This is a genomic window from Flavobacterium sp. ZT3R18 (genome assembly GCF_007097385.1).
Classification (GTDB): domain Bacteria; phylum Bacteroidota; class Bacteroidia; order Flavobacteriales; family Flavobacteriaceae; genus Flavobacterium.
Genome location: NZ_VJZS01000026.1, coordinates 12,773 through 29,668, shown reverse-complemented (window position 1 = coordinate 29,668; position 16,896 = coordinate 12,773). Strand labels below are relative to the sequence as shown.

Here is a 16,896-nt window from a genome sequence, read left to right as displayed (position 1 = left end):
GATTAAAAAGGTAGGTCGTCTGTTGGTTCTGAAGTCGTTCCCTGTACTGCTGGATGCGCTGTTCTATTTTCTGCCTGTTCCGATTTTTTGGCAAATACTAAAATCTTGATGTTGTTGGTGTGAAATGTCAAACTGCCAAATGCTTTGCCTTCGGCATTGCTGTAGACATTCAAACCAATGCGCCCGAAGAGTTCTACCAACGCTCCTTTTTTTAACCATTCGGCGACTTTTGCACTGAGCCAGTAGGAGCAATTGATATAGGTTACTATTTCCTTTACCTCGGTGCTTCCTTTGGGTTTGTAATTGTCATTGATAGCGATGCTAAAATTGACCACCTGTTTGTCGTTGCTCACTTTGTGAACTACGGCATCTGCTGTTACTCTTCCTGTAATTTCCATAACTTGATTTTTTAATGATTACTATTATTTACCTTACTTTCTCTGTAACCGTCTCACTCAAAAAATGTTTTCAAAAGAAAAAACGGAAAAAAAGAAAGCAAGATAAAAGTGGCTTAAGGATGTGGAGAGCTATAAGTCCCGGAGGGTGGCAAGTGCAACGCAGCCATTATGCGCTTGCAGCATCCTTAAGACACTATCTTAGCTGCCTTTTAGTCCGTTTCGAATGAAAATATCCTTTAAAACTTCTTAATTTTTTAGACAAAAAAAATCTGACATTCAAAATGTCAGATTAAGGGGTAAATGTTTTCGGAATGTGGGAATAAGCAATCTATTATTGATAGCTACCTACCTAATAGCTCTGCTAGAGGAATATGTTTTTCAGATTATACTATTTGCTTTGGATTATGATCGTATCAAGTTTAGTAATTGTAGTGTGAGTTCATCAGGTAATCCATTGAAATATTTTTCCAATACCTTCCGAAATACAGGATTGGTATTTTCAACATTTGAAAATAATGTCATGCATGATCGTAATTTCATATCGTCAGGAGTTCCAAATATCTGTGTTGCCGTTTTTCCGTTGAGATTTAATACTTCCTCAGAAATTTCAACCAGATGCTTACCCAGGATGGGATGCTGTAAATATGTAGTGGCTTGATTCAAATCTTTGAGCCCGTACTGTTTTGCGGTTTCACTTGAACCCAGTCCTTTAATCTGTGGAAAAATATACCACATCCAATGGGTACTCTTTTTGCCTTTTTTTATTTCTGAGAATGCTTTTAGGTACACCTGATTTTGTGCGTCTAAAAATTTGATTAATTCGTTGTTATCAGTCATTTTTCTATTTTAGGTGCTATCGGTAAACTGTATCACTAAATTAATAATTTATTTGCTATTTATTCAATTATAACGTCAGTAATTTATTATTATTTACGATTGATCTGTCTAAAAGTAAGATTGATACGGGGTATAATGTCTTTTGCCGTTTTTGGCACTTGATACTGCCAAAAGCTTTGGGTTGTTCCTGCTATCAATAAAAGTGAACCGTGATGCAAGGGGATTTCTACCTGAGCAATATCTTTCCTGAACTTATGACGCAAGCGGAACATGCGGGTTTCACCGAAACTTACTGATGCAATAATTGCATCCTTACAAAAATTCTGTTCTAGGTCACTGTGCCATGCCACACCGTCCTTGCCATTGCAGTACAGGTTTAGCAAAACGTAGTTAGATTTAACCTGTATTTCTTTTTACACTCTTTCTCTGATGGATAGTAATTCAGGACTTATATACTGATAACCAAAAGCGAAGGCATGGTGTACAAGCGATTGAATAAAAACAAGAAAAATGTACTGGTTGTAGAATCAGACAACAGTTTTTACCCCGTTTATGAAGTCAAAGTTTCTGACATTCTCGAAATTTGGGAGTACGAGTGTAATATTGGGCGGAATGACAGTAAACAAGAAATGGCTGAAGCTGCAAGTGTGAAAGATATGTTTTTGGAGTTGAAAAGGGATATTAATGATTTGAAAATTAAGCGTTAGATAAATGAAGGGTATCCTTACAGAGGAAGACCTAAGTCAGGACTTCGAAGAGTTGGAGATATTCACGATTTGAAAATTAATCGTTAGATGTAAATGAAGGCTTATAAAGGAATTTCGAAGTGAGGACACTTCGGATAGCTACTATGTTTCTGACAAATAAAAATGATACACTTGCTGGCTTTTTTTGCTTTTGTGGGGGCCTGAGAAAGAGTGTTCAGTTTTTACTGCTTAGTAGGAATGTGTTATGAAATGGAAAGCACCGACAAAAGCAAATGCAGGTGCTTCCTATAAATTGCCAGTGATGTTTGTAGCGGAAATGATGTTATGTATAATAACTCTTTATTATTTCCTTGGATTCTGTTGGATGTACTCCGTTGCTTCTCTTTCGATATCGTAACCTGTGTTGATTTTGGTAGTGAATATCCATTCATTAATTTCTTCTCTTTTGAAGAATAGTCTTTTGCCATTTTTATAATGAGGTATCGTACCTGTAGAAGTAAATTTATAAATAGCTGAGGGACTCATTTTTAGGTAAGCTGCCAATTCTTTAATCTTCATTGGATCATTTAGCTGAGCTATTGGTCCGCCTGAATTTAGCTTGTCAATAGCTTTTTCAATTCGATCAAGTTTTTCTAAAATAATTTCAAAAATATTTTTCATTTTTACTATAAAATTAGTGAAATGTCGCTAACAAAGAATTGAGTTTAGGAATGCTTAACTAAGCGATATTTTTTGTCCAGATGAATAAGGCCTGTACTATTAGGAGTTTTGAATAATGAGGATTACGAAGATTGAGCACAGATTGAAAATCCGCCTTTACTTTGTATTGCATAAAAAAAGATAACGATTTAAAAACTGTCCTCTCGAAATCACCTTTTTTAGAAACAAACATACCATGCATCATGAGTACGATTGGAAGATATATAACGGGGCAGTATAAAACTATTTATTAGTAGAATACACAAATAATTTTCATCAAAAAAATTTCTTTTACGTAAAACCGTAAGAAATGTATATTCATAAACTGTACATTTGAACTTTCCTATTTGAGAATGAATAGATATCCCTATCAATTTGTGTAAATGGAATATAATTACGTACAGCAACTAAATACATTTTATGAAAATCCTCTACAAGATTATCTTTTTATTCATTCTAATAATTATTCCTTCAATCCCTGCTTATTCAATAAATAAAGTAGAGGAAAGTATAAAAATAAAAACAGTTGCTAGTCCGTCTGGACAAATAACGGGAGATGCAACGGTATGCTTGAATGAAACCGCTCCATTAGTAATATTAGAAGTTAAAAACGATAATAATGGACCCTATACATTTACTTATACCATAAATGGAGGAGCTCCATTAACTATTCAAACAAATAATAGTGATAAAAGTGTAACTGTTTCTCAACCAACTAATGTTGCAGGGGCTTTTACATATATTTTAACGGGGGTAAAAGATAAAGACAATAACACCGTTGCTGTTTCTAGTAGCAATACAGTTGTAATTACTGTAAATCCTTTGCCAGTTGTTGATTTTACATTTACCGATAATCAATGTTCTGGCACCGCAGTCCAATTTAACTCAAATGTTTCCGGAAATTCTCCTTTTACTTATACATGGAATTTTGGTGATTCAGACACTTCATCTCAACAAAATCCTATACACACTTATAACGCTCCACTTGGTTGCTCCACTTCTTCCTATATTGTTTCTTTGACTATTACGGACGTAAACAAATGTAGTACAACGATCCAAAAAACCATTACCATCAAGCAATTGCCCGATATTGCTTTTTCTGATACTGTTAATTCCTTTAATCCATTTAATAATTGTAATTCGGCTTCCTCCTCAAATCCAAATTTTTCTATAACTGTTGCCAACTCATCACTATCTTCTTGCATTAGCTCGTTCGCCATAAATTGGGGCGATGGAAATATTCAAAATAACATAACCTTTCCTGTAAGCCACACCTATAACCAGTTAGGTGCCTTTCAAATGGTAATTACTGCTACAGGTAGCAATGGCTGTCAAAACAGCAAGACTTATACGGTAAAAAACGAATCAAATCCAGCAGGAAGTCTCAGTAGTCCCGGTAGTACGGTAAATTTATGTGCCCCAACCCCTAATTTGGCATTTGTGATTTCAAGTTGGGGAAATAATTCGCCGAACACTCTTTATTCCATTAATTATGGTGATGGCACCCCTAATTTTAAAATTCTGCAGTCCGTATTAATGAGTTCGATTTATTATAATTCAGGTAATCCTTCTCTTTCTCAAAACTATCCGGTTCCTTATTCTTATACCGCTACTAGTTGTCCAAATGCCAGCATTACTGCCACTTTGATAATCTCTAATTCTTGTGGTTCAACTACATCAACGATTAGTCCAATAAGTATCCTTAGGCCTCCAACTTCTAAATTTACGAATCCTGCAGTTGGTTGTGTTAATTCAAGTATATTGTTTACAAATAGTTCAACTCCCTCTTTAAATCAAAACTGTATACAAGGGACTACTTATGAATGGGATTTTGGTGACGGAAAACCAGTAGTTATTATTATGAATTCTTCTTCTATTCCCAATATAAATCATACCTACACTACTACTGGCAACTTTACCGTAACATTAAAAACCCAAGGGTATTGCCCTTCATCCTCTGTTTTTACGAGTTCTATTTGTATAGAAGCTCCTTTATTACCACAATTCAATCTCGACAAAAATGAAGGCTGTACCCCACTAGCTGTTGCTACTACAAACACAACCAATTTGGTTAATTCTTGTGCTGCTCCAACTTATTTATGGAACGTCATTTATGCCAGTAGTAATTGTGGTACCTCCTCTTCATTTACATATACGAATGGTACAAGTGCCACATCTGTGAATCCAAGGTTTAATTTTGTAAATCCGGGTACTTATACTATATCGCTTTCAACAACCAACTCTTGTGGTACTGTAAAGTCACCAGTAAAAACCGTTATCGTAAAACAACCTCCAACAGTTGGCTTGCCTCCCATTTCGACAATTTGTCAAACTTCTGCTTCTACGACAATCAATCCGACAGCTATAGTTGTGAATTGTGGCACTACGGCAGTCAGTTATGAATGGAGTTTTCCTAGTGGTACCCCTGCAACTTCCTCAAGTGTCAATCCAGGAGCTATTATTTACAGTGTCCCTGGCACCTATTCTTATTCTTTGAAAGTTACAAATGAGTGCGGATCGACTACAACAACTAGTGCTGCATTTACTATAAAACCAACTCCAACCGTTAACGATGTACTAAATCAAACAAAATGTAAAGGAGCGCTTTCGGATGTAACTTTTGGTGGGACATTGGCAGGAACTGTTTATACATGGGCAAACAACAACACGAGTATTGGTCTTGTAGCAGCTGGTACCGGGAATATTGCCCCATTTACACTTTTAAATACAGGAACCACAATTTTAACAGCAACTATTACCGTGACTCCATCATTAAATGGTTGTTCAGGAACTTCGAAAACATTTACCATAACGGTACATCCGGATCCAACAGTAAATGCAGTTAGTGATAAGGTGATATGTAACAATGCTACACAAAATACTATTGTTTTTGGAAGTACAGTCGCGGGGATCACTTTTTCTTGGATCAATGACAATACCGCTAGTGGATTGGCCGCTAATGGCGCAGGCGATATTCCGAGCTTTACAGCTACAAATACAACAACAGCTCCTATAGTGTCAACGATAACGGTTACTCCTTCAAATGTTTTGGGATGTAGCGGAACTCCAAAAACATTTAAAATAACGGTTAATCCAACCCCAAGCTCATTGACATTGGGTAATCAAGAATATTGTAATGGAGCACTAACAGGTGTTATCTCTTTTAGTAATAGCGTAACAGGAACTACCTATGCTTGGACAAATTCAAATACAGCTATAGGATTGATGGCAAGTGGGACAGGAAATATTCCGGCTTTTACAGCTACCAATTCAAGTGCTAATCCAATTTCAGGAACAATAACTGTAACGCCAACAGCCAACGGCTGTTCAGGGTCAGCACAGACTTTTATCATTACCGTTAATCCATCACCAATTGTAACTTTTTCCACAACCGATCAAACCATTTGTTCCGGCGATAGTTCCGTTTTAGTTACCTTAAACAGCACCACATCGGGTGCTACTTTTAATTGGACAGCTATTCAACCTATTGGAATTACAGGGGTCGTAACTAGCGGTACCAATGTAATTCCAATTCAACTTTTAACAAACAGCACAAATGCTGCAATTGTAATTACCTATAAAGCAAAAGCGTCCATTTCTGGAGGGCCAAATTGTGCAGGAGAGTTTCTTTACACCATCACAGTAAAACCAAAACCATTTGTTGCACAGCAAACACAAACGATATGTAGTGGCGGTACTTTTACAATAACTCCAGCAAATAATGTAGGAGGTAATATTGTACCAATCGGAACTACTTACTCTTGGCCAACACCAACTGTGACAGCAGGCGTAACCGGAGGCGCTTCAGGTGTGAATCAACCTTCAATTACTGGAATATTAACAAACCTTACAAATTCAATTCAGACTGTAACTTATGCAGTCACACCTACAACTAATGGTTGTACAGGGTTACCATTTGATATAGTGGTTGTGGTAAACCCAACACCAACTACTTTATCATTAACCAACCAGATTTATTGCAATGGAGTAATAACCCCTATAACAACTTTGAGTAATGCCGTCTCAGGCACTACGTATACGTGGACAAATTCAAACACGGCAATAGGACTGCCTGCAAATGGCATAGGTAATATACCTGCATTTACAGCAACTAATACGACCAGTAGTCCGATTACAGCAACAATATCTGTAATTGCTACAGCCAATGGCTGTTCAAGACCCGCAGAAATATTTACCATAACTGTAAATCCGTCTCCTGCGGTTACGTTCTCACCAGTTCCTCAAATAATATGTTCAGGCAGTACATCGGCGATTGTTGCTTTAACCAGTAGTACTGCAGGAGCAACATTCAGTTGGACCGCTACACAACCTGCAGGAATAACAGGAGTTGTTACTAGTGGTACAAATACCTTTCCAGCTCAAACATTGACAAACACTACAGCTGTACCGATCATGGTAACCTATAATGCAACGGCCATAACGGCTGGAGGTTCGGCCTGTCCGGGAGCAGTTTATTCTTATACGATCACAGTAAATCCAAAACCTTCCATCACAGAAGTTTTCACAACAAGTATATGTGGAGGCTCTGCTTTTACAATAACTCCTTCTAGTTCTGCTTTAAATAGTATTCCTGCCGGAACCATCTATTCTTGGAGTGCTCCAACTGTCACCGGAGGATTATCGGGAGGTGCTCCAGGTATTGCTCAATCGTCAATTACAGGCACATTAAACAATCCAACCACTATCACTCAAACTGCAACTTATACCGTGACGCCGACTGCGAATAGTTGTTCTGGATCTCCATTTACGATTACCGTTACAGTAAATGCTACTCCCATTATTGCTAATCAAACCGCATCGATTTGTTCGGAAGGCACGTTTACTGTAACACCTATTAATGGAGGTGCAACTATTATTCCAACGGGAACAACTTATACTTGGGCAATTTCATCAAACCCAAACATTTCAGGTCAGTTAGCGTCTAATACCGCAGGAATAACAACCATAAGTCAAACTTTAACTAACCTATCCAATACAGTTCAAACGTTAATTTATACAGTGACGCCAACATCAGGTGTTACAGGCAATTGTGTTGGCCCTACTTTTACAATAACAGTAACGGTTAATTCTAAACCATATATAGCTAATTCAATCTCAACGGCAATTTGTTCGGGAACATCATTTACAGTAGCACCAATTAATGGCAGCGGCAATATTGTTCCCGTAGGAACCACTTATATATGGGGACCGCCTGTTAGCAATCCCCTAGGTGTAATAATAGGTGGTACGGCTCAAGCAACAGGACAAAGTAATATTAGTCAGACACTAACAAACACAACATATGTTACGGCAACATTAACTTATACCGTAACCCCTACTTCGGGTAGCTGTATAGGTCTTCCTTTTACGATTGTTGTAACAGTGAATCCAAGTCCCTTAATTACCGCGTCACTAGGGAATCAAGACATTTGTTCTGGGATTTCGAGTATTTTAGTGAATTTATCTACTACTACACCTGGAGCTACTATAGCTTGGACATGTATTGCTCCTTCAGGTATAACAGGAGCTAACCTATCGGGTACCGATACGATACCTGCCCAAACATTGGTGAATAGCACGAATGCTCCGATTGCAGTAATTTACAAAGTTGTTGCAACAACAGGCGGAAGCGTTTCTTGCGATGGTGCTCCTTTTCTTTATACTATTAATGTAAATCCAAGTCCTGCCGTTTTATTCTCACCAAGTCCTCAAACCATTTGTTCAAACGACACTTCAGCGGTTGTTGTTTTAAATAGTTCTACCGCAGGAGCAACCATCAGTTGGACAGCGACACAACCAGCGGGAATAACTGGGGTCGTTACTAGTGGGACAAATACAATTCCTGTTCAAAATTTAATTAATTCTACCAATTCGCCAATTATTGTAACTTATCAAGCTATAGCCACTGCAGCTGGCGGTTCGGCTTGTCCTGGAGCTGTTTATAATTATACCATAACCGTAAATCCAAGACCGAATGTAGGCAATCAAACAAAAACAATTTGTAACAATCAAAGTTTCACAATAGCCCCTATTAATGGTGTACCAACTTTATCCACCATTGTTCCAAGTGGCACGCTATATACATGGACAGTAAATCCAAATTCTAATATAACAGGTGCTTTTGCAGGAAATGGCACAACCATCAGTCAGACATTGAACAATTCTTCCAACAGTATCCAAACTATTTTATATAATGTTGTTCCTTCCTTTTTAAACTGCGCCGGAACAAGCTTTACAGTTGAAGTAACTGTTTATCCTTCTGCTCAAGTTGTTTTTAGTGGTCCGAATCAAACTATCTGTAACAATACAAATAGCTCTCTTGTAAACTTAAGCTCAACAACACTGGGAAATGTCACTCTTAACTGGACGGCTATTGCACCTGCAGGCATCTCGGGAGCGCTATTATCAGGAACTGATTCCATCCCAATCCAGACCCTTACAAATAGTACTGTGAATGCATTAACCATATCTTATACGGCTATTGCGACTTTTACTAATAATGGATTAAGTTGTCAAGGACCTCCAACTATTTACACTATAACCGTAAATCCAACTACTTTGGCATCTGGTGTACTATCAAATTACAATGGGTATGCAGTGAGTGTTTTCGGTAATTCTGATGGGTTTGTAAATGTAAGTGTAACGGGAGGTTCTGGAAGTTATACCTATAGTTGGTCTGGGCCTAATGGGTTTACTGCTGTCACTCAAGACATCAATAACGTCCCTGCCGGCTCCTATACCGTAACTATAAATGATGGATATTGCGCTCCTGTGACATTGAATTTCATTCTAACACAGCCACCAGAATTGTTGATTCAAGAAGATTTATCTGCACATATCAATTTACTTTGTTTTGGTGACAGTAATGGTGTGCTAGGAGTTACAATTACACAAGGATCGGTAGCTCCTTATGATTATCAACTTGTAAATTCAAGTGGTACAATTATTAGTTCGACCAATGACAGTACCTCATTGAATGCTGTTTTTACGGGATTAATTGCTGGAACTTATAGCATAAAAGTAATCGATGCCAACAATGGTACAAAAACCTTAACAGGACTAAAAATCACTCAGCCAAACGACATCCTGATTACTCCAACTGCCAAAGCCGTTACCTGTTATCATGGTAACGACGGAACAATAGCATTGGCAATATCGGGGGGGATAAGTCCATACAAAGCAGTCTGGGGTAATCTGTCCACTGGTTTTTATCAAGATAACTTATCTGCCGGTGATTACACCATAACCGTAACCGATGCAAACAATTGTTCGAAGCTTATTAAAGTAAATGTTCCAGAAGCTCCAATTTTTGATATCAATCCGGTTGCTAAAAATATTTCCTGTCATGGAGCACATGACGGAAGCATTGTTCTAAATGTGATAGGTGGCATACCTTCTCTTTCCTTAACTTGGAGCGATGGCAGCACAGCGGGAACCACAAGAAACAATCTTGGACCAGGAACCTATTCAGTAGCCATTACTGATGGAAAACCATGTCATATAAATAGAACTTTTGTAATTATTGACCCTCAAGAAATAGCACTTGATGCGATTACCACACAACCGCTAGATTGTAGCAACGCAAATAGTGGCGCTATAAATCTTAATGTTTCCGGAGGAACTCCACCGTTTAAATATTTATGGTCAAACGGAGCAACTACAGAAGATTTATTGGGTGTGACTGCAGGAAATTATACCGTTATAGTTAAAGATGTTAACGGATGTTCCAAACAAGCTTCCTATGTGTTGACACGGCCATCTCCTATTGTGTTGACTGTAGATACAAAAACACTATCGAGCTGCGAGAATCATACGGTAGAACAATATTTCACCGCGCAAACTACGGGAGGCGTTCCACCTTATCAATTCACTTGGTCAAGCGGAACTGTAAGTGGAACAAATAATCAAACTATGACAACATCTCAAGATGGTTTAATTATGCTACAATCTACAGATGCGATAGGATGTTCTGCTTCTTATTCATTCGATGTTAATATCCCTATACTTGGACAGCCCTCGTTTGATAGGAATTCTAAAGGTTACACTGCTTATGGGATATATTCAATCAATGATCCCATTCAATTTACAAATACCTCGACTGGGGATTTTGTGAGCGTAGCATGGGATTTTGGTGACGGTAGCTTTTCAACAGAACTCAATCCAGTGCATACTTACGTAAACCCAAAAGATTATGTGGTCACTCAAACCGTTACTTATCCTTTTGGATGTGTTTATGTTCAAACCATTACCCTGCTAATTGAAAAGGGGTATGTATTGGTTGTTCCAACGGCTTTCACGCCAAACAACGACAAGCTTAATGACACCTTCAGACCCGTGACAAAAGCGTTGAAAAATGTTAGGTTAGAGGTTTATGATTCCTGGGGTTCCCTCATTTATTCGGAAACCGGAGAAGTTTTGCGTGGATGGGATGCAAAAATTAAAGGGAGTAACGCAGAAAACGGCAATTACTTTTGCGTTGTAAGTGCTGAAACTTTTTATGGAATTATTTTAACCGAAAAGCACCCCTTTGTAATAATAAAATAAGGTCCAAAAGAATATGAAATTAAAACTATTATTATTTATCCTACTGATTACTTTATCTGTAGAAGTCAGAGCACAAGATCCTATTTTTACTCAATATTTCTTTGTTCCGGAAACCATAAACCCCGCTTTTACCGGCACTCTTGCGGCTTGGTACGGAGGCCTTATACATCGATCCCAATGGCCGGATGGATTTGGAAGAATTGATACCGAGTTTGGTTTTATAAATGGTCCTATTGATGTGGATGGAAAAATGGGATTGGGCCTAACCATTTTAAATAACCGTGAAGAGTTTACTAATTACAATTACCTTCAATTTAACGGGACCTATGCCTATCGTATCGATCTTAGCGACGATTGGAAATTGCGACTTGGTGTAGAAGCGGGATATGGGCATAAAAATTATAATTACAGCAACACTTTATTAGAAGATCAAATCGATGGTGGGACTGGAGCCATAATTGGCGGAAGTGTTGATCCTGGTTTTTTAAATTATAGTGATTCAATCGACTTTTTTGATATTTCTTCGGGATTTTTGATTTATAATGAGGGTGCTTGGTTCGGTATGGCGATAAAGCACTTAAATAGACCCGACATTGCTGTTATCGAATACAACGATGTAGCTCTAAATATGTTTTTTTCCTTTCATGGAGGATATACCTTTACTACAGACAATTTGCTATCTGGATTTGCTGATGAATCAAAATTTTTACTCACGGGAAATTATATGAAACAAGGGGTGTATAACCGATTGGATTTTGGCGGTGCTTTTGAATTTGACAAATTTACCCTTGGAACCACCATGACTACCAATCCGGAAGGTAAAAGCAAAGATAGCAGCATTCTTACTTCCATAAATCTCTTAACCTCTATTCAGTTAGACCGCTTTGTTCTGGGGTATTCTTATGACATAAATACCACAGGAGCTGGAAACGCTCAAAACATACACGAATTTTCGCTTACATTCCAATTAGGGAGAATATGCAGAAACTGCTATTCGTATTTTGTTAAGCAACCATGGGGTAGAAATTATACGGAGCCAAATTAAAAAAGCAATTTAGCTTAACGGTACAAAAAAAGCTTCTCAGTTTGAGAAGCTTTTTTTGTACATACTCCCAATTCGCCCAAAAAATATGCTGCGGTTGTAATTATAGGCATACTAGTTGAGTTTTTAATTGATTTCTTCTGAAGTTAATTAGTTAATGTAAAATTGTAAATTCATATAACTTTATTTACAAATTAATAAACCTCATTTTAGCTTAAAAGGCACTGAAATTTATTTATATTTGACGTTAAATGACAAAACTAAAACAGATCTTTGTCAATAAGCGTCAAAATCTATTAATTTATAGCAGCAACTAATGTAATACTTTTATGTAGTTAAATCGGATTTTACGCTAAAAAATAATAATTTCAAAAAACATATTTATTTAAATGGCTAAACAAGCTAAACCCAAAAAAGAAAAAAGCATAGAAGAAACCCTTTGGGACTCCGCCAATAAACTGCGAGGAACCGTAGAATCATCAGAGTACAAGCACGTTGTGTTGGGATTAATCTTTTTAAAGTTTGCCAGTGACAAATTCGAAGAGCGCAGAAAAGAATTAATCGCCGACGGCAAGGAAAAATACTTGGAGATGAAAGAGTTCTACAATATGTCGAACATTTTCTTTTTGCCGGAAGAATCCCGTTGGTCATTCATTATAGAAAATTCCAAGCAAAGTGATATTGCCTTGAGAATTGATACCGCTTTGCATACCATTGAGAAAAACAATCCTGCCCTTAAAGGTGCTTTACCCGACAATTACTTCTCCCGCCTGAATATGGACGTGAGTAAGTTGGCCGCTTTGTTGGATACCATCAACAATATTGACACGATTAAGGACAAACAAACCGACATTGTGGGTCGTGTGTATGAATATTTCCTGAGCAAGTTTGCCTTGGCCGAAGGAAAAGGGAAAGGAGAATTCTACACCCCAAAAAGTATTGTTAACCTCATCGCCGAAATGATAGAGCCCTACAAAGGCGTTATCTATGACCCGGCTTGTGGTTCGGGCGGTATGTTTGTGCAGTCCATTAAGTTTATTGAAAACCACCACGGAAACAAAAAGGAGATTTCCATTTACGGTCAGGAATATACAGCTACCACTTACAAATTGGCTAAAATGAACTTAGCCATTCGCGGTATAGCTGCCAACTTGGGCGATGTAGCCGCGGATACCTTTGGACGTGACCAACACCCCGATTTAAAAGCCGATTATATCATGGCTAATCCTCCGTTTAATCAAAAAGACTGGAGAGCCGCCGATGAATTGAAAGACGACCCACGTTGGAGAGGCTACGATGTGCCGCCAACGAGCAATGCCAATTATGCCTGGATTTTGAATATGGTGAGTAAACTTTCCGAAAACGGCGTTGCCGGTTTTATCTTGGCCAATGGAGCACTTTCCGGAGGGGGAGAAGAATACAAAATTCGAAGAAAACTGATTGAAAACGATTTGGTAGAAGCTATTGTGATTTTACCACAAAATATGTTCTATACCACTAATATCAGTGTGACACTTTGGATTCTGAACAAAAACAAAAAAGCAAGAACAGTTCAGTTTCCTGATGAAACCCGAAACTACCGTGACCGACAAAATGAAATTCTTTTTATGGATTTGCGAGAAGTGGGGATTCCATTTGAGAAAAAGTTTATTCAGTTTTCAGAGAAAAATATTAAAGATGTAACCCAAGCTTACCATAATTGGCAAGCTAATTTAAGTCAATACAAAGATGTTCCTGAGTTTTGTTATTCGGCTTCATTTGAAGTGGTAGTTGCCAAAGATTTTTCATTAGTACCCAGTAAGTACATCACTTTTGTAAATCGTGATGAGAATATTGATTTTGATGATCAAATGAAGGCTTTACAAGTGGAATTCAGTGAATTATTGCAAGCCGAAGCGCAGTCCAAAAACGATTTACTAACCGTATTTAATGAATTGGGTTATGGGATCAAATTATAAACCTATTGGTGATTATATTCGATTGGTTGATGAAAGGAACAAAGGATTACAATTCACTAATCTTTTAGGGTTAAGTATTTCAAAAGAATTTATACCGTCTGTAGCTAATATTATTGGAACAGATATGGAGAATTACAAAATCATACGCAAAAGTCAATTTGCATGTAGTACCATGCAGGTAAGACGTGACAAAAAGATGCCTGTTGCTTTATATAGTAAAGAAGTGCCTTCTATCATATCACAAGCTTATCCAATTTTTGAAATTACTGATATTGAAGAACTACTTCCCGAATATTTGATGATGTGGTTTACTCGTTCTGAATTTGACCGAGAAGCTTGTTTTCATGCAGTTGGAGGAGTTCGAGGCAGTTTAGAATGGGAAGATTTTTGTGGTATGAAATTACCCATTCCTTCCATCAAAAAACAGCGGGAAATTGTTAGTGAATACAATGTCATCCAAAACCGCATTGTCTTAAATAACCAACTCATTACTAAACTCGAAGAAACCGCTCAAGCTATTTACAAACAGTGGTTTGTGGATTTTGAGTTTCCGGATGAAAATGGCAAGCCTTATAAAAGTAATGGTGGGGAGATGGTTTGGTGTGAGGAATTGGAGAAGGAGATTCCGCAGGGGTGGGAATTGAAATCGGTTAAAGATTTTTCATCAGAAATGAAAAGTGGAAGCACGCCACGTAGAGATGAAAATGAATATTGGAATTCCAAAGATTATCCATGGTTAAAAACAGGTGAGCTTAAAAATAGTGTAGTTATTGATGCGGAAGAATATATTTCCAAAAAAGGGCTTAAAGAAAGTTCAGCTAAATTATTACCTGTCAATTCTGTTTTGATTGCAATGTATGGAGAAGGTAAAACAAAAGGACAAGTTGGATATTTGAAAATTGAAGCTGCTACTAATCAGGCTTGTTGTGCAATTATTTGTGAAAATGAAATTGAAGCAACGTTTCTATATTATCATTTAAGAATAAATAGAGATGAAATTGTAAGTATTGCTATCGGGGGGGCTCAACCTAACTTGAGTAAAAATATAATTGAAGAATTGAGTTTGATTGAGCCTACTAAAGTAATAATTGAAAAGCACCCTTTTGTCGAAATTATGAAGCTCAAAGAAAGTTATACTTTTGAAATAAAATCACTGATGGATTTGCAGAATATAGTGCTTGCAAAAATGACCAAAGTTGAAACTGAAAAGACATTAGAAAAAATATTAGGAAAATAAACGTATGAGTACCAAAAACTGCAAAGTAGACGTAGTAAGCGTCAAAGTTCAGCAAAAAGATGATGCTGCATTAAAAATGAATTTTAAAGACATTTTAAAACATCCTGAAATTTTAGGACAAGAAAAACAAATAGGCAACAAAATTGTTCATTATTCCATATTGGAGGAAAATGAAAAATATATTATTGGTTTTATTAGAACGATTCTTGATAAGGATTTACCAGCAAAAATTGACAAAAAAACAAAAGCAATATCACAATTAGATGTAAAAGAAAATGAAGGATTGGCTTATGGAAATATATTCATGTATTCCATTGAATTAAATTGCCTCTTTTATGAAATTAATAAAAACAGTATTTATTTAAACGTTTTCAAAGAATTCCTTTATAGGTGTTATAAAGATTCTGAAGCCTTACAAAATACGGGCGGATTCTCTATCGATTTTGGTACAATCTATAGAAAAAAAGAATATGAAAGAGCAATAAAAATGCGTTCCTACAAGAGTTTTGTTTTGAAAGTTCATCAACCAGCAAAATTATTAGAAAAGATCAAGCAATTAAATAGTACGTTAGAAGACCAAATTGAGAATGATTTCTTACCTCAATTGACACAAGCATCTAAATTAAACAGCGACATTGCTGAAATAGTTTTTAATGTTTCATATCCCAAAAAAACAGGAGGATTATATCAAGATACGATTGTTCCAATGCTTGAAAGACTGAATAGATTTTTGGGATATGGCCAAATAAGAGAATATATTGATAAAGTTGAAGTTTGTGGTTATACCGATGATTCTGAAGCTAAAAAGCCAATTGATTTATTAGGAGATATTTATTTTGCAACTTTTAAAATTGCAATTCCAAGATTAGATTCGAATTTACTAAAACAGGAAAGAAAAGAAAATATAATAAAGATGTACAAAAAAGAATGTTTAATACTTAAGGAATATATATGATTTCTGCCGATAATCATAATGAAATAAGAAAAGGTAAAATCAAGAAAGGATTATATTCCTCAATAGATTATGTGATTTTTATGATTTCATTTTGGGCTTCATATTTATTAAGTTTTTCATACAACGATGACACATCATTATTTAATGACAAATTAATTGATGTATGTTCAATTTTTTTTGGCGTTTTTATCGGTTGTATGTATTTGTTTGAAAAGTTTAAAAACGACGAAACACATACGGAATTTATAAAATTCAGTAAAAAACTACTGTACTTGAACTTAATTATTATTACTTTTTCATTTGTAATAATTTTAGTCAATCCTATTTTACCCGATATTCGCAAACTGACATACATTCTTTTTTCTTATGTTTATTTAAATTTAGATTTTAAGCCAAAAGTGCTTATGTTTTCAAGCTATGTTGCACTTTTCACAGTTACCATTTATAATATTTTTCGCTTTATAAAAATTATTTTGATAATATTAAAATCAAAAGAAACACAATAGGAATTTGAAACAT

General features: G+C 36.5%; 11 protein-coding genes. 7 read left to right on the top strand and 4 right to left on the bottom strand.

All coding sequences use genetic code 11. From position 1 onward, the window contains the following. Window positions 1-2: 2 nt before the first annotated feature. From FNW52_RS18535 to FNW52_RS18525, 3 genes are all read right to left on the bottom strand, one after another. The gene (locus FNW52_RS18535; protein ID WP_143378972.1) at window positions 3-398 is read right to left on the bottom strand and encodes a single-stranded DNA-binding protein; all 396 of its coding nucleotides are present in this window, start codon (window positions 396-398) and stop codon (window positions 3-5) included. A gap of 402 nt (window positions 399-800) precedes the next feature. Further along, a complete protein-coding gene (locus FNW52_RS18530) occupies window positions 801-1,235 on the bottom strand; it encodes a DUF1810 domain-containing protein (RefSeq protein ID WP_143378971.1) in 435 nt (144 codons plus the stop codon). An 89-nt stretch (window positions 1,236-1,324) separates the two neighbouring features. Further along, on the bottom strand, window positions 1,325-1,642 hold the full coding sequence (locus FNW52_RS18525; protein WP_255515651.1) for an alpha-ketoglutarate-dependent dioxygenase AlkB: 318 nt from the start codon (window positions 1,640-1,642) through the stop codon (window positions 1,325-1,327). Between the two features lie 69 nt (window positions 1,643-1,711). Here FNW52_RS18525 and FNW52_RS18520 point away from each other — a divergent pair, with 69 nt between their 5' ends. After that, window positions 1,712-1,942 (top strand): hypothetical protein, encoded by a 231-nt coding sequence (locus FNW52_RS18520; RefSeq protein ID WP_223256052.1) that lies wholly within the window; start codon window positions 1,712-1,714, stop codon window positions 1,940-1,942. A 342-nt stretch (window positions 1,943-2,284) separates the two neighbouring features. Here the strand turns inward: FNW52_RS18520 and FNW52_RS18515 are convergent, their stop codons facing one another. Beyond that, window positions 2,285-2,602, bottom strand: coding sequence for a helix-turn-helix domain-containing protein (locus FNW52_RS18515; RefSeq protein ID WP_116761068.1), 318 nt, complete (start codon window positions 2,600-2,602; stop codon window positions 2,285-2,287). A 459-nt stretch (window positions 2,603-3,061) separates the two neighbouring features. Between FNW52_RS18515 and FNW52_RS18510 the strand changes: the two genes are divergently transcribed. The 6 genes from FNW52_RS18510 to FNW52_RS18485 all read left to right on the top strand — a co-directional run bounded on the left by FNW52_RS18510 (window position 3,062) and on the right by FNW52_RS18485 (window position 16,883). Further along, complete coding sequence (locus tag FNW52_RS18510) at window positions 3,062-11,185, top strand: PKD-like domain-containing protein (RefSeq protein ID WP_143378970.1); 8,124 nt, start codon at window positions 3,062-3,064, stop codon at window positions 11,183-11,185. A 13-nt stretch (window positions 11,186-11,198) separates the two neighbouring features. After that, entirely contained in the window at window positions 11,199-12,230 is a 1,032-nt protein-coding gene (locus tag FNW52_RS18505; protein WP_143378969.1) for a PorP/SprF family type IX secretion system membrane protein, read from the top strand. Between the two features lie 386 nt (window positions 12,231-12,616). Further along, entirely contained in the window at window positions 12,617-14,185 is a 1,569-nt protein-coding gene (locus tag FNW52_RS18500; protein WP_143378968.1) for a class I SAM-dependent DNA methyltransferase, read from the top strand. Beyond that, on the top strand, window positions 14,169-15,422 hold the full coding sequence (locus tag FNW52_RS18495; protein WP_143378967.1) for a restriction endonuclease subunit S: 1,254 nt from the start codon (window positions 14,169-14,171) through the stop codon (window positions 15,420-15,422). Before FNW52_RS18500 ends, FNW52_RS18495 begins: the two co-directional genes overlap by 17 nt. Window positions 15,423-15,426: 4 nt before the next feature. Then, window positions 15,427-16,377 (top strand): hypothetical protein, encoded by a 951-nt coding sequence (locus tag FNW52_RS18490; RefSeq protein ID WP_116761058.1) that lies wholly within the window; start codon window positions 15,427-15,429, stop codon window positions 16,375-16,377. Beyond that, on the top strand, window positions 16,374-16,883 hold the full coding sequence (locus FNW52_RS18485) for a hypothetical protein (RefSeq protein WP_116761056.1): 510 nt from the start codon (window positions 16,374-16,376) through the stop codon (window positions 16,881-16,883). The genes FNW52_RS18490 and FNW52_RS18485 overlap by 4 nt, the downstream gene beginning before the upstream one ends. The last annotated feature ends 13 nt before the right edge of the window (window positions 16,884-16,896 follow it).